The organism is Mesorhizobium sp. 128a, from assembly GCF_053848025.1.
The window spans coordinates 38623-56131 of sequence record NZ_JBSPKY010000008.1; the positions used below are offsets into that span (position 1 = coordinate 38623).

Sequence of the window (17509 nt, forward strand, 5' to 3'; positions counted from 1 at the left end):
CTCGGTGTCCATGTTTGGCGATCATCACTTCCTGGCTCTGGTCCTGATCAACATTCTTGGCCTTGCCGGGATCGTCGTGTGGTATTTCCAGGGTCGTGGGCGTCCGATGGCGCGCCTGATCGTCCAGATCATGTTCTTCGCCGGCATGACCGCGGTGCTTTGCCTCTACGGTATCCTGCCGTACCGGGTGGCGGAGACAGACCTGGAAGGTGTCGCAGCGTTTTTGGCGAGGTCCGCGCGCGTCCTCTGGTGGACGCACCTCGCCTGGACGCTTGTCGGCTTTGTGCGCCTCTACATCGTCCTCGAACATCGGCCGCGAGAAGCGCGCATGCTTCAGGATCTGGTCGTTGCTGTCATTTATCTCGGCGTGACGCTATCGATAACAGGCTTCGTCTTCGGAGCGCCCATCGGAACGCTGACGGCAACGTCGGGCGTGGTTGCGATCATTGGCGGCCTTGCGCTGCAAAACACCCTTGGTGACGCCTTCTCCGGCATCGCGCTGACGCTGGGGCGGCCTTACACTCTTGGTGACTGGATCATGCTGGGCGACGGCACGGAAGGACGCGTCGTCGAAACAAACTGGCGCTCCACGCATCTGCTGACGGCTGCCTACAACATCGTCGTCGTCCCCAACAGCGTGTTGGCGAAGCTCAGCCTGACCAATGCCCGCCGCCCCGACCCCATGCAGATGATGACCCTGACTGTGCGGATCGCGGCCACGCGCACACCACACTTCATCGAGGAGGCTATGTCTGCGGTGCTCCGGAACTGCAAGCGGGTTGCCCAGGAGCCGGCACCGCTCGTCGCACTCAAGGACATCGATGCCACGGCCATCGGGATTGATCTGTTCTTCTGCGTAGCAAGCCTGAGTGACCGCATACCGGCCAGGAATGAAGTGATCGACCTTGTCCACAGGCACTGCGAGGCGAACGGTCTGTCGCTTGCGATGCCGCCGCAAAGCTATTCCGGCATAATGTCCGCGATGAAGGACCGGCCACCGCAGCCTGTCACGCGTGCGCGTTCATCCGGCACGCTCTAGCACCCACTCGAAGCTGTTCCTCCAGAGGTCTGCGGGGATCTCCTGCGCCCGGGCAGCGGTGAGGTCGGAAAGCCTGACGCTGCGCAATTTTGCACGCCAGGCCTCGTCGGCTTCCCACATGATGCGCGACATCCGGCGCGGGCGCGGTGGGTTCACAAACCCAAAACCCGCTCGGCAATTGCAATCGCCGAGCCAAGCGATTATTCCGGCGCTCATGAGCAAAAATCCCATCCACATCATCGGCGGCGGTCTCGCCGGCTCCGAAGCCGCATGGCAGGCGGCGGAAGCCGGCGTCCCTGTCGTGCTGCACGAGATGCGCCCGGTGCGCGGCACCGATGCCCACAAGACCGACGGGCTGGCCGAACTGGTCTGCTCCAACTCCTTCCGCTCCGACGATGCCGACAACAACGCCGTCGGCCTGCTGCACGCTGAAATGCGGCTGGCCGGCTCGCTGATCATGAGCGCCGGCGACGCCAACCAGGTGCCGGCCGGCGGCGCGCTCGCCGTCGACCGCGACGGTTTCTCCGACGCGGTGACGAAAAAGCTCGAAGCGCACCCGCTGATCACCATCCAGCGAGAGGAAGTGCCCGGCCTGCCGACGGCGGAATGGGACCAGGCGATCATCGCCACCGGCCCGCTGACCGCGCCTTCGCTTGCCCAGTCGATTGCCGAGGCAACCGGCGCCGATGCGCTGGCCTTCTTCGACGCCATCGCCCCGATCATCCATTTCGACACGATCGACATGGACATTTGCTGGTTCCAGTCGCGCTACGACAAGGTCGGGCCTGGCGGTACCGGCAAGGACTACATCAACTGCCCGATGGACAAGGATCAATATCTCGCCTTCGTACAGGCGCTGATCGACGGCCAGAAAACTGAATTCAAGCAATGGGAAGGCACGCCCTATTTCGACGGCTGCCTGCCGATCGAGATCATGGCCGAGCGCGGCGTCGAAACGCTGCGCTACGGGCCGATGAAGCCGATGGGGCTGACCAATGCCCACAATCCGACTGTCAAAGCCTATGCGGTCGTGCAGTTGCGCCAAGACAATGCACTGGGCACGCTCTACAACATGGTCGGTTTCCAGACCAAGCTGAAGCATGCCGAGCAGGTGCGCGTCTTCCGCACCATACCGGGACTGGAAAACGCCGATTTCGCCCGCCTCGGCGGCCTGCACCGCAACACCTATATCAATTCGCCGACCCTGCTCGACGCCTCGCTGCAGCTAAAATCGCGGCCCGGCCTGCGCTTTGCCGGCCAGATCACCGGCTGCGAAGGCTATGTCGAAAGCGCTGCCATCGGCCTGCTCGCCGGCCGTTTCGCCGCCGCCGAGCGGCTCGGCCATGCGCCCTCGCCGCCACCGCCCACCACCGCCTTCGGCGCGCTGCTCAACCACATAACCGGTGGCCACATCGTCTCCGACGATGAGCCGGGCAAACGCTCCTTCCAACCCATGAACGTCAATTTCGGCCTGTTCCCGCCGGTGGAGGCGCCGAAGACCGAAGGCAAGCGCCTGCGCGGCAAGGACAAGACGGTTGCCAAGCGCCACGCCATCACCTCGCGTGCGCGGGCTGATTGCCGGGAGTGGCTAGGGTTGCCGGCGCAACCAGAAACTGCCGAAGCCGCGGAGTAAACCCGCTACTCCGCTGGCTCCGCACCCGACATCGGCAACCCCGGCTTGCCCGCCTCCCCCGGATTTCGCCTGACATAAGCCGCCTTCAGCGTCTCCGACGTCTCGCGCGACCCGTCATGGCTCCAGCCCGGCGGCTTGAGCAAATAGTTGACGCGGTCGCTGAGCGTCAGCCTCGGCGCGAAGGCATCCCGGAACATGCCGATCCATTCGTGGAACGCCACTTTCAGCGGATTGAAGGTGCCGAGATTTTTCACGATGCCATAGCGTGGCCGGTCCTCTTCCAGCTCTTCGACAAAAGTGCCTAACATGCGGTCCCAGATGATCAGCGTACCGGCATAGTTGGCGTCGAGATAGCGCGGATTGGTGGCGTGGTGGACCCGGTGATGCGAAGGCGTGTTGAAGATGAATTCGAACCAGCCCCACATCTTGCCGATCGCCTCGGTGTGGATCCAGAACTGCCAGACCAGATTGAAGCCGAAGGTGAAGGCAATGACCGCCGGATGAAAGCCGAGCAGCACCAACGGCGCCTGCAAAACGAACATGAAAGTGAACAGCCCGGTCCAGCTTTGCCGGAGCGCCGTCGACAGATTGTAGTGCTGGCTGGAATGGTGGTTGACGTGCTCGGCCCACACCCAGCGCACCCGGTGCGCGATGCGGTGGTAAACGTAGTAGCGCAGATCATCGAGCAGGAAGGCCGCCAGGAACACCCAGACCGACAGGCCGAGATTGAAAAAGCGGAACTGCCACAGCCACAGCAACGCCCAATAGGAAACGACGCCGAACAAGAGGCCGGCAACGACATTGCCGGTGCCCATCATCAGGCTGGTCAGCGTGTCGCGCGTTTCGAACGATCCCTTGGCGCGACCGGTGCGCACCAGCCACAGCTCGATCAGGATGGCGGCTACGAAGAATGGAATGGCAAGCTGCGTCACTTGCGGGAAATTGTAGTCGTCCATCACGCCGCCTCCCTGGCAAGATTTGGATTGCGCAGCCCGAGCGTCTTCGCGACCGCGCAGGCGTCCGCTTTGTCGGCGAAGGCGAACCGGCCGCCTTTCCAAGTGAAATCGGCGAGCCTGAGCGAGATCACGCCGGCTTCGTCGAGGTCAAGCGCGCTGATATCGTGCGGCGTGACGATCCGGGTCAAAAAGCAGTCGCCGACGCTGTGCACGATGCCGATGTGCGCTGGACCGAGATCGAGGAATGCCGTCCTGCCATCCGCCGTCAGGCGCACCGCCGCCACCTTTTCGTCAGGAAAATCATCGGCAAATCGGCTGAGCGCCTGATCGGCGCCGGCAAGCGTCGCAATCTTGCTGCCGCCGGTGAAATGCACCGCCAGCACCGACAGCGCAATGCCGACAGTGACGAGGGCGACCAGCACAGGCAGGCTCATGGAATCTCCTCCGGACCGGCCGCGTCTTCGGCGGCAATTTCAGTCCAACGGAGTCCTAGCACGATTGACGTTTACGTCAAATGGTTGGCCCGCCGCGCGTCGCGCGCCTGAAGAGCAGCCAGTGCCGGCGCAGAGCCGAAAGCCGTGCCGTGCCCGCTAGCGGCGCGCTACGGCCGCTCGCCATCTTGCCGAGATAGGCGCGGGTCAAGGCAAGCGGCAGAAACGCCGGGCGCAGCGTCTCCGGCAGCGCCGACGCCCCCTTCTCGAAAGCGCTGAGATGCTCCTGTGCCAGCGCCACCATCGCGGCCACCGCCCGCGCAGCACCTGGTCCGCCATCGCCGCTGACAAACTCTTCCGGCGACGAGCCCGCTGCCGCCAGAAGATCGGCCGGCACGAAGCATTGCCCGCGCCGGCGATGCAGCGGCAACAGCAGCAACAGGCCTGTCATCGCCTGGGCGCAGCCGGCCCTGCCCGCCAGTTCGGCAAAACGCGGCGCCTCGACGGGATCAAGCACCATTGCCGCCAGTTGGATCAGCGCCGCCGCCGTCTCGCCGCAATAGCCTTCGAGATCGGTACGCGACGGCATCGGATCGTCGTAGAGGTCGAAGATGCGGGCTTCGAGCATGTTGTCGAAAGCAGCTTTCGGCAGCCCATGGGCGGAGATAGTCGCCTTCAACGCGTCGGCAAGCGGGTTGCCGGAGACTGCTGCCTCAGTGGCGATGACGTCGCGCCACCATTGCAGCCGCACTTCGCCAGGCAGCGCCTCATGGATACGATCACGAATCGATGCGATCTCGGCATTGAAGGCGTACAGCGAGAACAAGGCTTCGCGCTTGTCGGCCGGTGCGTAGAGTGCGCTGACATAGCGGTCATGGTCGCCGGCGCGCACCGCCTCCATGACGATGTTGGCGACGCCGGTCACGTCAGTCGACGGCGATGAGCGCTGCAGCCACGGCGCGGTCTTCGGCAAGCAGCACATTGTAGGTCCGCACCGCCGCTCCTGTCGACATCGGGTCGGAGGCAATTCCGGCCGCTTTCAGGGCCGCCCGAAGTGCTGCCGGCAAGGGCCGCAAATCCTTGCCAGTGCCGACCAGCAGGATCTCGACCTTGCTGGCCTCGGCCAGCAGCAGGTCAAAATCCGCCGCCGACAGCGCCAGCGGATCGGCCGGCTCCCAGCCATGGATGCCGGAGGGCAGGCACAGAAGCGAGCCGCGATGCGACATGTCGGCGAAGCGAAAGCCGCCATTGCCATAGGCCTCGATCGGCGCGCGTCCGGGGAAATGCGCTTCGCGAATGACGATGCCTTTTGCCACGTGAGTGGCCGTCAGGTCGCCACGGCCTTGCCGCCACCAACCGGCTTCTCCTCGTCGGCCGTCGCCTGCGGCCTGAGCCGGAACAGGATCAGCAGCGGCGCGGCAATAAAGATCGACGAATAGGTGCCAAAGACGACACCGAACAGCATCGCCATCGTGAACGAGCGGATCACTTCGCCGCCAAACAGCACCAGCGCCAGCAGCGCCAGGATCGTCGTCACCGAGGTCAGCGTCGTTCTCGACAGCGTCTCGTTGATGGCGTTGTTCAACAACTGCGGCAGCGGCATCTTCTTGTATTTTCGCAGATCCTCGCGGACGCGGTCATAGACGACGATCGTGTCGTTGAGCGAATAGCCGATAATGGTCAGGATCGCCGCCAGCGACGATTGGTTGAACTCAAGCCCGGTGATGACGAAGAAGCCCAGCGTCATCACCACATCATGCACTGTCGCCACGATGGCGCCCACGGCGAACTGCCATTCGAAGCGGAACCAGACATAGACCAGGATACCGATCAGCGCGATCAGCATGGCGAGAGTACCTTGCTTGGCCAGTTCGCCGGAAACCGTCGGCCCCACCACTTCGACGCGACGGAAATCATAGGTATCCTGCAGCTCGCCGCGCACCTTGTCGATGACGGTCTGCTCGGCGTTCTCGCCGCCATCCTGGGTGCCGACGCGGATCAGCACGTCATTGGGGGCGCCGAACTGCTGCACCTGCACCTCGCCGATGTTGAGTTCCGACAGCCGGCTTCTGATATCGCCAAGATTTGCGTCGCCGGACTTGGACTGCACCTCGATGATCGAACCGCCCTTGAAGTCGATGCCGTAGTTGATGCCAAGGGTCAGGAAGCCGACGACCGACAGGATCGACAACGCGCTCGACAACGCGAATGTCCAGCGGCGAATACCCATGAACGGGATTTTCGTGCCCGGCGGGATGAAGGTCACCGGCGCGCGCGGCAATTCCTTCGGACGGGCGCGGCGCAGCCAGATCGACACCAGCAGACGGGTGAAGGTGAAGGCGGTGAACACCGTGGTCAGGATGCCGATCGCATATGTGATGGCAAAACCCTTGACCGGACCAGTGCCGAGATAAAACAGCACCACGGTGGCGATCAGCGACGTCACGTTGGAATCGACGATCGTCGCCAGCGCTTTGGTGAAGCCGGTGTCGATCGCCTGGATCACCGAGCGGCCAAGCCGTCGCTCCTCGCGGATGCGCTCATAGATCAGCACGTTGGAATCGACCGCCATACCGATGGTCAGCACGATACCGGCAATACCGGGCAAGGTCAGCGTCGCGCCAAGCAGCGACAAAAGCCCGACGATCATCGCCACATGGACGGCGAGCGCAATATTGGCGAGAAAGCCAAGGAAGCCGTAAGCCACGAACATGAAGGCGACGACGAGGATGGAGCCGATGATACCGGCGACCTTGCCGGCATGGATCGAATCCTGGCCGAGGCCCGGGCCCACGGTGCGCTCTTCGATCACGGTGAGCTTTGCCGGCAGAGCGCCGGCGCGCAGCAGCACCGCGAGGTCGTTGGCGCTTTCGGCGGTGAAATTCCCGGAAATCTGGCCGCTGCCACCGAGGATCGGTTCGCGGATCACCGGCGCCGAAATCACCTGGTTGTCGAGGATGATGGCGAATGGCTTGCCGACATTCTGCTGCGTCGCCTGGCCGAACCGGGTCGCGCCGCGCGAATTGAAGGTGAACGAAACCACCGGCTCGTTGGTCTGCGAATTGTAGGTTGCCGTCGCCTTGGCGAGATCCTCGCCCGAAACGATGACGCGGTTCTCGACCAGATACGGAACCGGCGGATCGTCCTGCGAATAAAGCACTGACGAGCCTGCCGGCGGGCGGCCATTCAGCGCATCCTGCACCGACATCGACGTATCGACCATCTGGAAGGTCATCTTGGCGGTCTGGCCGATGATCTCCTTCAGCCTTTGCGGATCCTGCAGGCCCGGCACCTGGACGAGCACACGGTCGTCGCCCTGCCGCTGCACGATCGGCTCGGTGGTGCCGAGTTCGTTGACGCGACGCTCGACGACTTCGATCGATTGCGCCAATGCGGCCGAGGTGCGGTATTTGATGCCGGCGTCGGTGACGGTGAATTTGAGCAGGCCGGCTTCGGAATCGTCCAGCGACATTTCCTGGATGGAACCGCCGGTGAACAGGCCGGCGGCAACAGGAGCCGTCAGCGGCTGCAGCGCCGTCTTGGCGGCATCGATCTGGGCCGGGTCGGTGATGCGCACCTGCACGGTCCTGCCGGTACCGCCAAGCCCGGTGTAGCCCACCTTGGCATCGCGCAGCAGTGTGCGGATTTCGTCGCGCGTGGTCTCCAGCTGCGCCTTGACCAGATCGTTCTGATCCATCTGCAAGAGGATATGCGAGCCGCCCTGCAGATCGAGGCCAAGCGTCATCTGCCGCTTCGGCACCCAGCTGGGCAGCCGGGCCAATGTGCCGGCAGGGAAGAGATTGGGCGCGGCCAAGATGAACGTGGCGGCCACGGCCAGCCAGATCAGGATCATCTTCACGCGCGAAAAATACAGCATATGGCGTTGTCCGTCAGGGCGTAACGGCGGATCGTTCCGCCGACAATTCGGTTATTTCTTGGCGTTCTGGTTCGCCGCTGGCTCGCCCTTAACCTGCACATCGTCGATTGTCGAGCGCGTCAAGGTCAATTTGGCGCTGCCGCCGGATCGGTTGCGGCGGCAATTGGTTGCTATCCGGCCTTATTCTAATTCTGAACGCCGCCCGGCGCTATCGTACGTACCTCGACTATATTGAGCTTTGCCGGCATCGGACCCGAACGCAGAAGCAGGGCTAGATCGTTCGCGCTCTCCTTGGTGAAGTTGCCCGATATCTGACCGGAGCCGCCAAGGATAGGTTCGCGGACAATGGGCGCCGAAATCACGTGATCGTCGAGGATTATTGCAAAGGGCCTACCGACATTCTGTGAAGTCGCCTGGGCAAAACGCGTCTTGCCCTTGGAGTCGAAGGTGAACGATACAACCGGCTCATTCATAGCCGAGCCGTAGGTTGCCTGAGCATTGACGATGCTTTCGCCGGAAACAATGACGCGGTTTTCGACAAGGTATGGGACCGGCGGATCATCCTGCGAATAAAGCACCGAAGAGCCTGCCGGCGGGCGGCCATTGATGGCGTCCTGTACCGACATCGTCGTATCGACCATCTGGAAGGTCAAATTGCCGGGCTTCCCAAGAATGTCGGTAAGCCGAGCTGGCGTCTGTAAGCCCGGCACCTGAACCAGGATTCGGTCACCGTCTTGCGGCTTCAAGATCGGTTCAACGCCGATGCCGTCGCTGACCCGGCGTTTGACAACTTCCATCGATTGCGCCGACGCCATCGACGTCCGCAGCTTCACGCCCTCATCCGTCAGCGTGAGCCTGAGCAGTCCCGGTTCCGGCTCATCAAGCAGCATCTCCTTGACCGGATTATCCCCGGCGACCGGATCGGTGAATACCTTCAGGGCCGCCTTGGCGGCGTCGACTTGTGCTGGATCTCTAATCTCGAGATGTGCCTCGCGGCCCGACTGACCAAGCCCCTTGTAACCGACCCGAGCGTCGCGCAGCAGCGTGCGAATGTCGGCAAGCACCGTCTCGAGACGAGACTTGATCAGCTCGTCCTTATCCACCTCGAGCAGCAACTGCGAACCGCCCAGCTGCTCAAAGCTCGCGTGCCGTTTGGGCAGCCAGGCAAGAAGATCGTCGAGCGTGCCGGCCGGCTTCAGGGAGCGCGCGCCAAGCAGCACGCCGAACACCACCACGACCGCAACCGCCAGCCAGATCAGGATCTTCGTAAGGCGCGAAAACCGCATGTGGCGTTGCCCGTTGGTCGACCCTGCCCCGAAATCCGGTTCTGTTCTGGACCTACTTCTTGGCGTTCTGGTTCGCCACCGGCTCGCCCTTGACCCGCACATCGGCAATCGTCGAGCGCAGCGCCGTCACCTTGGTGCCGCCGCCGAGGTCGATCTCAAGCTCATGGTCGTCGATCACCTTGGTCACCTTGCCGACAAAACCGCCGCCGGTGATGACCGTGTCGCCACGGCGAATTGCCGAGATCATCTCCTGGCGCTTCTTCAGCTGAGCACGCTGCGGCCGGATGATGAGGAAATACATGATCACGAAGATCAGCACGAACGGGAGTATCATGCCGATATCCCCGAACGGACCAAGCGGAGTTCCGGTGGCTTGGGCGTATGCCGGTGTGACGAACATCAAGAACTCCTGGTTACGAAGGAGGCCATAAGGCGGCCTCGCCAAATTTGGCCGGAATATAGTGGGTAAAGTTGCCAATGCAACTGGACGGCCCGGCTTTCGGCTGCTTTTCCGGCCGGTTGACCCGTGTTAGAGCATGCTCCCGGATAGCGGGCGTGGTTTTCGCAAAAGATCATGCTCAAACAAAAGCTTGGAACCCGTTTCTATCTCGCCCGGATCAGGACGATTTCCGCTCCGCACGTTCGTGCAGGACAAACAAAAGACCGAGACATGACCGACAGCACCATCGAGGCCCTGAACGAAAAGCTCGACCGCCTGATCGAGGCGGTCACCCGCCTCGCCCCGCCAACAGTGCCGCAGACCGATCTTGCCGTGGCCGACTGCTTCGTCTGGCAGGCCGATCCCGGCTATCTCGAGCCGGTGCGCAAGGTCAACCGCGTCGACATCGGCCTGATCCGCGGCGTCGATCGCGTGCGCGACATTCTGGTCGAAAACACCGAGCGCTTCGCCGCCGGCCACGCCGCCAACAATGTGTTGTTGTGGGGCGCGCGCGGCATGGGCAAATCCTCGCTGGTCAAGGCCGTGCATGCCGAGATCAACGCCAAAGCCAAATCCGACCTGCCGCTCAAACTGATCGAGATCCACCGCGAGGACATCGATACGCTGCCCAGGCTGATGGGCCAGTTGAAGGCGGCGCCCTTCCGCTTCATCCTGTTTTGCGACGATCTCTCATTCGATCATGACGACACGTCCTACAAGTCGCTGAAGGCAGCCCTCGAAGGCGGCGTCGAGGGCCGCCCGGCCAACGTCATCTTCTATGCGACGTCGAACCGCCGGCACCTGTTGCCGCGCGACATGATCGACAATGAGCGCTCGACCGCCATCAATCCGTCCGAGGCGGTCGAGGAAAAGGTTTCCCTGTCCGATCGTTTCGGCTTGTGGCTTGGCTTCCACAAATGTTCGCAGGACGAATACCTCGACATGGTCAATGGCTATGCCAGCCATCACGGGCTCACCATCGACCCGGAACAACTGCGCGCCGAAGCGCTGGAATGGGCGACAACGCGCGGCAGCCGCTCGGGCCGCGTCGCCTGGCAGTTCACCCAGGACCTCGCCGGCCGCCTCGGCAAGCCGCTCAACGACTGACGTCGATCCGGCAAAGCTGAAAAAGCCCGCCCCTTGCGGAGCGGGCTGAGCCGGCGGGCCGGACTGGAGGTCAGACGGCCTGCAATCTTTTATTGTTCTATTCGAGATCGCCCGCTCTATTCGAGGTAACCAGACGGATCGACCGGAGCCGAGTTCTTGCGCACTTCGAAGTGCAGTTTCGGCGAGTCGGTGGTGCCGCTCATGCCCGACAGCGCGATTTCCTGGCCGCGCTTGACCTTCTGGCCGCGCTGAACCTCGATCGAACTGGCGTGGCCGTAGACTGTGACCAGACCGTTTTCGTGACGCACCAGCACCGTGTTGCCGAATTCCTTGAGGCCGTCGCCGGCATAGATGACGACGCCGTTTTCGGCCGCCTTGACCGGCGTCCCTTCCGGCACGGCGATGTCGACACCGTCCTTGCCGCCGCCAAAGCTGGAGATCACACGGCCGCGCACCGGCCAGCGCATCTTGCCGATGCCGGTGGCATCCGGCGCGACAGCGTCGTCGTCCTCGGCCTGCTGGATGACCTTGGCGTCCTTCTTCGGCGGCGTGTAGGTGGCGAGCGTCTCCGTCGGCTTCGCCGCCGGCTGGGTGGTCGCCGTCGTCACCGGATCGACCTTGGCCGGCTTGGCGGCCGCAACAGTCGCGGTCCCGCCGGCCGGGACCTTCAGCGTCTGGCCGATCTTGAGCAACCCGTCCTTCATGCCGTTGGCCTGCTTGAGCGCCACGACGCCGACGCCGGTCTTCCTGGCGATGGAGGACATCGTGTCGCCTGACTGGACCGTATAGGTGCCGGCACTCGGCGCGGCCGCAGCCGTCGACGCTGGCTTGTCGGTCTTCGGCTTGTTCGCGGCCGCCGAAGCGTCCACCTGCGCCGCGGATTTGCTGTCCTTGAGTTTCGGCTGCTGCGGCAGCACGGCGACCTTCTCCGGCGCCGGCGCCTTGGGGCTCTTCGCCGGCTTGCCGTCGGCAAGTTTCGGTTCGGTACCCTTGCTCGAATAGGCATAGGCCGGGATGACCAGCTTCTGGCCGGTCTTCAATCCTTTGGTGGCGCTTAAGCCGTTGACCTTCATGATCACGTCGGCCGGCACGTGATAGTGCTGGGCGATGCCGGACATGGTCTCGCCGTCCCTGACCACGATCTCGGTCGCATGCGGCGTGCCGGCAACAGCCGGTCTCGTCGCATCGGACTCACCAGCATTCTTGAACGGCCTTGCCGGCTGAACGGTGCCGGTCGTCATGGTCCGGTCGACATGCGGTGCGGGCGCAAGCGCCGGCGCGGAAGCGGTGCGCATCGGGGCCGCCGTCGGCTGGCTCGGTGGCGGCAGCTCCTGGACGGTGACCGGCTCCAGGCTGGAACGGCTGACCGACTGGCTATGGCTGCCATCGACGGGCGCGGCGGCGATCGGTGCGGGCGCCACATCGCCCGGATAGGGCTGCGCAGTGCTCTGCTTGTCGATAATGGCGCGCTGGTTGTTGGTCGAAGAGGTGAAGACGTCGTCGACACCATTGAACCGCGAGGCCTGGGAGCTACACCCCGCCGCCACTCCGGCTAGCATGAGAACAGCGCAACCCCGCGACAGAGTACGCCCGTTTGCCTTCAAAACACTGAATTGCATCGCACTAACCCGCACAGACCCGGTACACACTGGTCATGATTAAAGCGCGTTAATGTTACTGGCGAGTTAACCCCATAGAATCAGACGCAAATTTTCTTAAAACATTTTCTATGGCACTTTCATCAACGTCATCCCTGGGCGACGCAGGCGCAAAGCGCCGTCGCGAAGACCCTGGGATCCATGCCATAACTGTTGGAGTGGAGTGCAGCGGTGCAGAATTCTGCGCGAGGCGCGCGGATCAGATCACCGCGGCGACGCTGCGCAGGATCGGCTGCAGACGCACCGTGCCGATATCCTCGCGCTCGAAACGGCTGCCGACCTTGGTCAGCTTGGCAAGCACCTGCTCGCCCTCCTCCGGCCCGATCGGCGCAATGACGATGCCGCCGCTCGACAGCTGGTCGAGCAGGAAGCGCGGCAGGTTATCGAAGGCCGCCCAGGCGACGATGCGGTCGAACGGCCCTTCATTGGCGAGCCCGTTGGAACCGTCGGCCTGGCGCACGATGACATTGCCGATGCCGAGCGCTTCGAAGCGCTGCCTGGCCTGCTCGGCCAGCGTCTTGTAGCGGTCGATGCTGACGATGCGCGCCGCCAGCCGCGACATTACCGCCGCCGTGTAGCCCGAACCAGTGCCGATTTCGAGCACCCGGTTGCCCGACTCTATTGCCAAGGCGGCAATCACCGCCGCCTGCAGGTCGGCGCCCTCAATCGCCTCACCGCACTCGATCGGCAGCATGCCATCCGACCAGGCGATGGAATGGTACTGTCCGTTGAGGAAGCCGCGCCGCGGCGTCGCCTCGAAGGCCGCGATCAGTGCCTTCGGCACCGCGCCGCGACCACGCAGGCGCAGCAGGAAAGCGGCAAAACCCTCGCGGTCGTCGAGCGGCAAGTTCATGCAAAAACCTTGTTCATGCCAAAGCCTTAATCAGACAGAGCCTTGGTCAATTGGTCACGGATTTCATGCGCAGTGAGGTCGAGTTGCAGCGGCGTTACCGACACCAGCCGGTTGCGCAAAGCGTGGAGATCGGTGCCTTGCTTGCCCTCGACCGGCTCGCGGCCGAAGCGCAGCCAGTAGTAAGGCAGGCCGCGCCCGTCGCGGCGTTCGTCGACCCACAGGCTGTGCACCAGCTTGCCTTGCGAGGTGACGACCGTGCCGGCGACCTCGTCAGGCAGGCAGTTCGGAAAATTGACGTTGAGCAGCACGCCGTCCGGCAGCGGCATGGCCACGAGCTTTTTCAGCAGCGCCGGCGCTAGCGTCTCGGTGGTCTCGTAGGGAACGACACGATCCTCGCCGACATAGGAATAGCCCTGGCTGAGCGCGATCGAGCGGATGCCGAGCAGCGCGCCTTCCATGGCGCCGGCAACTGTGCCCGAATAAGTGACGTCGTCGGCGATGTTGGCGCCGGAATTGACGCCCGACAGGATCAGGTCAGGCCCGCCGGGCAGGATCTTCTTGACGCCCATGATGACGCAGTCGGTCGGCGTGCCGCGCACGGCATAATGTTTTTCGCCGATCTTGCGCAGCCGGAGCGGCTCCGAGATCGACAGCGAATGCGCATAGCCCGACTGGTCCTGCTCCGGCGCCACCACCCAGACATCGTCCGACAGCGTGCGGGCGATGCGTTCGAGCGACGCCAGGCCCTCGGCATGGATGCCGTCATCATTGGTCAGAAGAATGCGCATTATTTCGATTCGATCTTCGCCAGACCACCCATATAAGGCCGCAGCGCTTCAGGAATGGTTACGCTGCCATCCTCATTCTGGTAGTTTTCGATGACAGCTATGAGAGCGCGGCCAACAGCGGTGCCCGAACCGTTCAGCGTATGGACGAAGCGATTGCCCTTGCCGTCCCGGTCCTTGTAGCGGGCATCCATGCGCCGGGCCTGGAAATCGCCGCAGACCGAACAGGACGAGATTTCGCGGTAGGCATTCTGGCCGGGCAGCCAGACTTCGATGTCGTAGGTCTTGCGCGCGCCAAAGCCCATGTCTCCGGTACACAGCACCACGGTGCGGAACGGCAGCTCCAGCCGCTTCAACACTTCTTCGGCGCATTGGGTCATCCGCTCGTGCTCGGCGAGCGAAGACTCCTGGTCGGTGATCGATACCAGCTCGACCTTGTAGAACTGGTGCTGGCGCAGCATGCCGCGTGTGTCACGCCCGGCCGAACCCGCTTCCGAGCGGAAGCACGGCGTCAACGCTGTATAGCGCAGCGGCAGTTTTTCATGCGCCGTGATTTCCTCGCGCACAAGATTGGTGAGCGGCACTTCGGCAGTGGGGATCAGACCCAGCCGGCCATCGCCATGCGGCGTGAAGAACAGATCGTCCTCGAATTTCGGCAGCTGGTTGGTGCCGAACAGGACTTCGTCCTTGACCATCAGTGGCGGGATGATTTCCTCATAGCCGTGCTCGGTCGTGTGCAAATCGAGCATGAACTGGCCGATGGCGCGCTCCATCCGCGCCAGCCCGCTCTTCAGCACAGTGAAGCGCGAGCCTGACAGCTTTGCCGCACGCTCGAAATCCATCATGCCGAGCGCTTCACCGATTTCGAAATGCTCCTTCACCCAGTTCGGCCGCGTCGGCGCCTTGCCGATAATGTGTTTGACGACATTGTCATGCTCGTCTTTGCCGACCGGGACATCGTCGAGCGGGACATTGGGCAGCACCGCAAGCGCGTCGTTCAGCGCCTTGTCGAGCTCGCGTTCGCGCGCCTCGCCATTCTGGATGAAGGTCTTGATGTCACCGACTTCGGCCTTGAGCTTCTCGGCGAGTGCCGCGTCGCCCGAGCGCATGGCGTTGCCAATCTCCTTGGAGGCGGCGTTGCGGCGCTCCTGCTTGGTCTGCAGCTCGGTGACGTGCTCGCGCCGCGCTTCGTCCTTCTTGATCAACTCGTCGACCGTGGACTGCGCCTCGTCAGCCGACCACGAGCGCTTGGCCAACGCCTCGACAAGGGCCTTCGGGTTGTCGCGAATCCATTTGATGTCAAGCATGGTTGGTCCGTCCTCAGGTAAGGTCTGAGGGGGTAAACCGCATCCTTGATCGATGCAAGACGGCGACTGTCGCGTTTTTCCGCTAGCGAAAGCGCCGGCCTAGGAAGGAGCCTGCGTTGAGGACGCCTTCGCTGCTTTTTCGGCCACCGCTTCGGCAGCTTCCTGCTTTTCGCGCGCCAGCTTCTGCTTGACCTGGTCGCGCTCGATGAACCGGGCCGCCCAGATCGAAACCTCGTAAAGCAGGATGGTCGGGATAGCCAAGCCGATCTGGCTCATCGGATCCGGCGGCGTCAGCACGGCCGCGACGACGAAGGCGATGACGATCGCCCATTTGCGCTTTTCGGCCAGCGCCTTCGACGACAGCATGCCGACGCGCGTCATCAGGCTGGTCACCACCGGCAGCTGGAACACCAGGCCGAAGGAGAAGATCAGCGTCATGATCAGGCTGAGATATTCCGACACTTTTGGCAGCAGCGAAATCTGCACCTGGTCGTCGGTGCCGGCCTGTTGCATGGCGAGGAAGAACCACATCACCATCGGCGTGAAGAAGAAATAGACCAGCGACGCGCCCATCAGGAACAGGATCGGAGAGGCGATCAGGAACGGCAGGAAGGCGTTGCGTTCGTTCTTGTAGAGGCCGGGCGCGATGAATTTATAGATCTGCGTGGCGATCAGCGGAAAGGCGATGACCATGCCGCCGAACATGGCGAGCTTGACCTGCGTGAAGAAGAATTCCTGCGGCGCTGTATAGATCAGTTCGACCTTGTGCGGATCGAGCCCTGCCCATTGCGTCGCCCATTTGAAGGGGATGACCAAAAGGTTGAACAGCTTTTTGGCAAAGAAGAAGCAGACGAGGAAAGCGACGAAGAAGCCGCCGATCGACCAGATCAGCCGCCGCCGCAGTTCGATCAGATGCTCCATCAGCGGAGCCGACGACTTTTCGATCTCGTCCTTTTCGGTGTCCGAAATGCTCACTTGGCGGCTCCCGCCGTCTTCCTGGCTGCCGGCTTTTTGGCTGGGGCAGGCTTTGGGTCAGCCTTTGTAGCAGCAACTGATTTGGCGGCCTTTGCCGGCGCCACCTTGGCGGTCGCTGCTGGCGACTTGGCAGAGGATTTGGCCGCCGGTGCAGCCTTTGCCGGTGCTGTCTTGGATGCCGCCATCGTGGTTGCCGGCGCCTTGGCTTGCTTGGCCGTTGCTGCCGTCTTTGAAGGCGCTTTTTGGGGCGTTGCTGTTGCAACAGCCGGCGTAACCACGGACTCGTCGGTCATGGCCGGAAAGATCGGCGCAGCCGGCGCTGTATCCGGTCCGTTGACACCTGGCATCACCGTCGCGCCGTTCTTGAGCGGCTCCGCTGCCTGCGGGGTCTCTGCCGCCGGCGTTGAGGGATCAACCGCTGGCTTCGGCTTCATCACCGCATCGACGCCGGAGCGCACGTCGGCTGCCGCCTGTTCGAATGGATTGAGCTGCTTGCGGATCTCGGCCGCCGGATTGAGGCTCCTGAGCGTATCGACCGACTTCTTGACGTCGTCGAGTTCGGCTTCCTTCAGCGCCTCGTTGAACTGTTTCTGGAAATCGGAGGCCATCGCGCGCAGCTTCGCCGTCGTGCGGCCGAAGGTGCGCAGCATATTTGGCAAATCCTTGGGCCCGACGACCACGATCATGACGATCGCGATCACCAGCATTTCGGTCCAGCCGACTTCAAACATGGCAATCAGTTCCGACTAGTGCTTGTCGCCCAAAAGTGCGAAGCGGTTTTGGGACAACGACTTGCACAAAAGCAACAACCTTGGGCTCAGCTCTTGCTGGCCTTTTCCTTCACTGCCGAAACGGTCTCGTCGGGACGGTGCTCGACGGTGCGCTTGTCATCGGCGGTATCGTCGTCGGCCATGCCCTTCTTGAAGCTCTTGATGCCCTTGGCCATGTCGCCCATCAGCTCGGGGATCTTGCCGCGGCCGAACACCAGCAGCACGATCACCAGCACGATCATCCAGTGCCAAATCGAAAATGAACCCATTGTAACTCTCTCTCGAATGTTTTCCCTGGCGATGATCTATGCGTTTTCGCGTTGGGATTCAAACACAACAGCGACAAAGTTTATGAAGGCGCGGCTCATGTCACGCATTTTCGGCAAAGCTGCC

At 62.7% G+C, this 17509-nt stretch carries 17 protein-coding genes and 1 pseudogene; 3 read left to right on the top strand and 15 right to left on the bottom strand.

The genetic code is table 11. The features are described from left to right. Window positions 1–10: 10 nt before the first annotated feature. Entirely contained in the window at window positions 11–1039 is a 1029-nt protein-coding gene (locus tag ACWTU9_RS15035) for a mechanosensitive ion channel family protein (RefSeq protein WP_455858958.1), read from the top strand. On the opposite strand, the pseudogene ACWTU9_RS15040 reads toward ACWTU9_RS15035, so the two are convergent. Beyond that, window positions 1022–1171: pseudogene (locus ACWTU9_RS15040) on the bottom strand (Rrf2 family transcriptional regulator); the annotation flags it as partial. The gene ACWTU9_RS15035 and the pseudogene ACWTU9_RS15040 overlap by 18 nt on opposite strands. Before the next feature lie 82 nt (window positions 1172–1253). On the opposite strand from ACWTU9_RS15040, the gene trmFO reads away from it, so the two are divergent. Beyond that, window positions 1254–2672: a methylenetetrahydrofolate--tRNA-(uracil(54)-C(5))-methyltransferase (FADH(2)-oxidizing) TrmFO gene (trmFO, locus tag ACWTU9_RS15045; protein ID WP_455858959.1), complete on the top strand. Its 1419-nt coding sequence runs from the start codon at window positions 1254–1256 to the stop codon at window positions 2670–2672. 5 nt (window positions 2673–2677) lie between these two features. Here the strand turns inward: trmFO and ACWTU9_RS15050 are convergent, their stop codons facing one another. The 7 genes from ACWTU9_RS15050 to yajC all read right to left on the bottom strand — a co-directional run bounded on the left by ACWTU9_RS15050 (window position 2678) and on the right by yajC (window position 9622). Further along, window positions 2678–3628 carry a sterol desaturase family protein gene (locus ACWTU9_RS15050; RefSeq protein ID WP_455858960.1) on the bottom strand — a complete coding sequence of 317 codons (951 nt, stop codon included), beginning with the start codon at window positions 3626–3628 and terminating at the stop codon, window positions 2678–2680. Continuing rightward, window positions 3628–4062, bottom strand: a complete 435-nt coding sequence (locus ACWTU9_RS15055) for a hypothetical protein (RefSeq protein ID WP_455858961.1) — start codon at window positions 4060–4062, stop codon at window positions 3628–3630. Before ACWTU9_RS15055 ends, ACWTU9_RS15050 begins: the two co-directional genes overlap by 1 nt. 76 nt (window positions 4063–4138) lie before the next feature. Further along, window positions 4139–4960: a phytoene/squalene synthase family protein gene (locus ACWTU9_RS15060; RefSeq protein ID WP_455859141.1), complete on the bottom strand. Its 822-nt coding sequence runs from the start codon at window positions 4958–4960 to the stop codon at window positions 4139–4141. A gap of 25 nt (window positions 4961–4985) precedes the next feature. Further along, window positions 4986–5375 (bottom strand): Mth938-like domain-containing protein, encoded by a 390-nt coding sequence (locus ACWTU9_RS15065; protein ID WP_455858962.1) that lies wholly within the window; start codon window positions 5373–5375, stop codon window positions 4986–4988. 11 nt (window positions 5376–5386) lie between these two features. After that, entirely contained in the window at window positions 5387–7936 is a 2550-nt protein-coding gene (gene secDF, locus ACWTU9_RS15070; protein WP_455858963.1) for a protein translocase subunit SecDF, read from the bottom strand. 185 nt (window positions 7937–8121) lie between these two features. Next, window positions 8122–9222, bottom strand: a complete 1101-nt coding sequence (locus tag ACWTU9_RS15075; protein ID WP_455858964.1) for a SecDF P1 head subdomain-containing protein — start codon at window positions 9220–9222, stop codon at window positions 8122–8124. A 52-nt stretch (window positions 9223–9274) separates the two neighbouring features. Continuing rightward, the gene (gene yajC, locus ACWTU9_RS15080; protein ID WP_454574209.1) at window positions 9275–9622 is read right to left on the bottom strand and encodes a preprotein translocase subunit YajC; all 348 of its coding nucleotides are present in this window, start codon (window positions 9620–9622) and stop codon (window positions 9275–9277) included. 270 nt (window positions 9623–9892) lie between these two features. Between yajC and ACWTU9_RS15085 the strand changes: the two genes are divergently transcribed. Continuing rightward, window positions 9893–10768 carry an ATP-binding protein gene (locus tag ACWTU9_RS15085; protein ID WP_455858965.1) on the top strand — a complete coding sequence of 292 codons (876 nt, stop codon included), beginning with the start codon at window positions 9893–9895 and terminating at the stop codon, window positions 10766–10768. A gap of 116 nt (window positions 10769–10884) precedes the next feature. Here ACWTU9_RS15085 and ACWTU9_RS15090 read toward each other — a convergent pair whose 3' ends face one another. From ACWTU9_RS15090 to ACWTU9_RS15120, 7 genes are all read right to left on the bottom strand, one after another. After that, window positions 10885–12387, bottom strand: a complete 1503-nt coding sequence (locus ACWTU9_RS15090; protein ID WP_455858966.1) for a peptidoglycan DD-metalloendopeptidase family protein — start codon at window positions 12385–12387, stop codon at window positions 10885–10887. A 238-nt stretch (window positions 12388–12625) separates the two neighbouring features. Continuing rightward, window positions 12626–13279: a protein-L-isoaspartate(D-aspartate) O-methyltransferase gene (locus ACWTU9_RS15095; RefSeq protein WP_455858967.1), complete on the bottom strand. Its 654-nt coding sequence runs from the start codon at window positions 13277–13279 to the stop codon at window positions 12626–12628. 26 nt (window positions 13280–13305) lie between these two features. Further along, the gene (gene surE / locus ACWTU9_RS15100) at window positions 13306–14067 is read right to left on the bottom strand and encodes a 5'/3'-nucleotidase SurE (protein ID WP_455858968.1); all 762 of its coding nucleotides are present in this window, start codon (window positions 14065–14067) and stop codon (window positions 13306–13308) included. Then, the gene (gene serS, locus ACWTU9_RS15105; protein WP_455858969.1) at window positions 14067–15371 is read right to left on the bottom strand and encodes a serine--tRNA ligase; all 1305 of its coding nucleotides are present in this window, start codon (window positions 15369–15371) and stop codon (window positions 14067–14069) included. The genes surE and serS overlap by 1 nt, the downstream gene beginning before the upstream one ends. A 99-nt stretch (window positions 15372–15470) precedes the next feature. Continuing rightward, entirely contained in the window at window positions 15471–16346 is an 876-nt protein-coding gene (gene tatC / locus ACWTU9_RS15110) for a twin-arginine translocase subunit TatC (RefSeq protein ID WP_455858970.1), read from the bottom strand. Then, window positions 16343–17077 carry a Sec-independent protein translocase protein TatB gene (gene tatB / locus ACWTU9_RS15115; RefSeq protein WP_455858971.1) on the bottom strand — a complete coding sequence of 245 codons (735 nt, stop codon included), beginning with the start codon at window positions 17075–17077 and terminating at the stop codon, window positions 16343–16345. The genes tatC and tatB overlap by 4 nt, the downstream gene beginning before the upstream one ends. A gap of 86 nt (window positions 17078–17163) precedes the next feature. Then, the gene (locus tag ACWTU9_RS15120; RefSeq protein WP_023667688.1) at window positions 17164–17385 is read right to left on the bottom strand and encodes a twin-arginine translocase TatA/TatE family subunit; all 222 of its coding nucleotides are present in this window, start codon (window positions 17383–17385) and stop codon (window positions 17164–17166) included. Window positions 17386–17509: the final 124 nt, after the last annotated feature.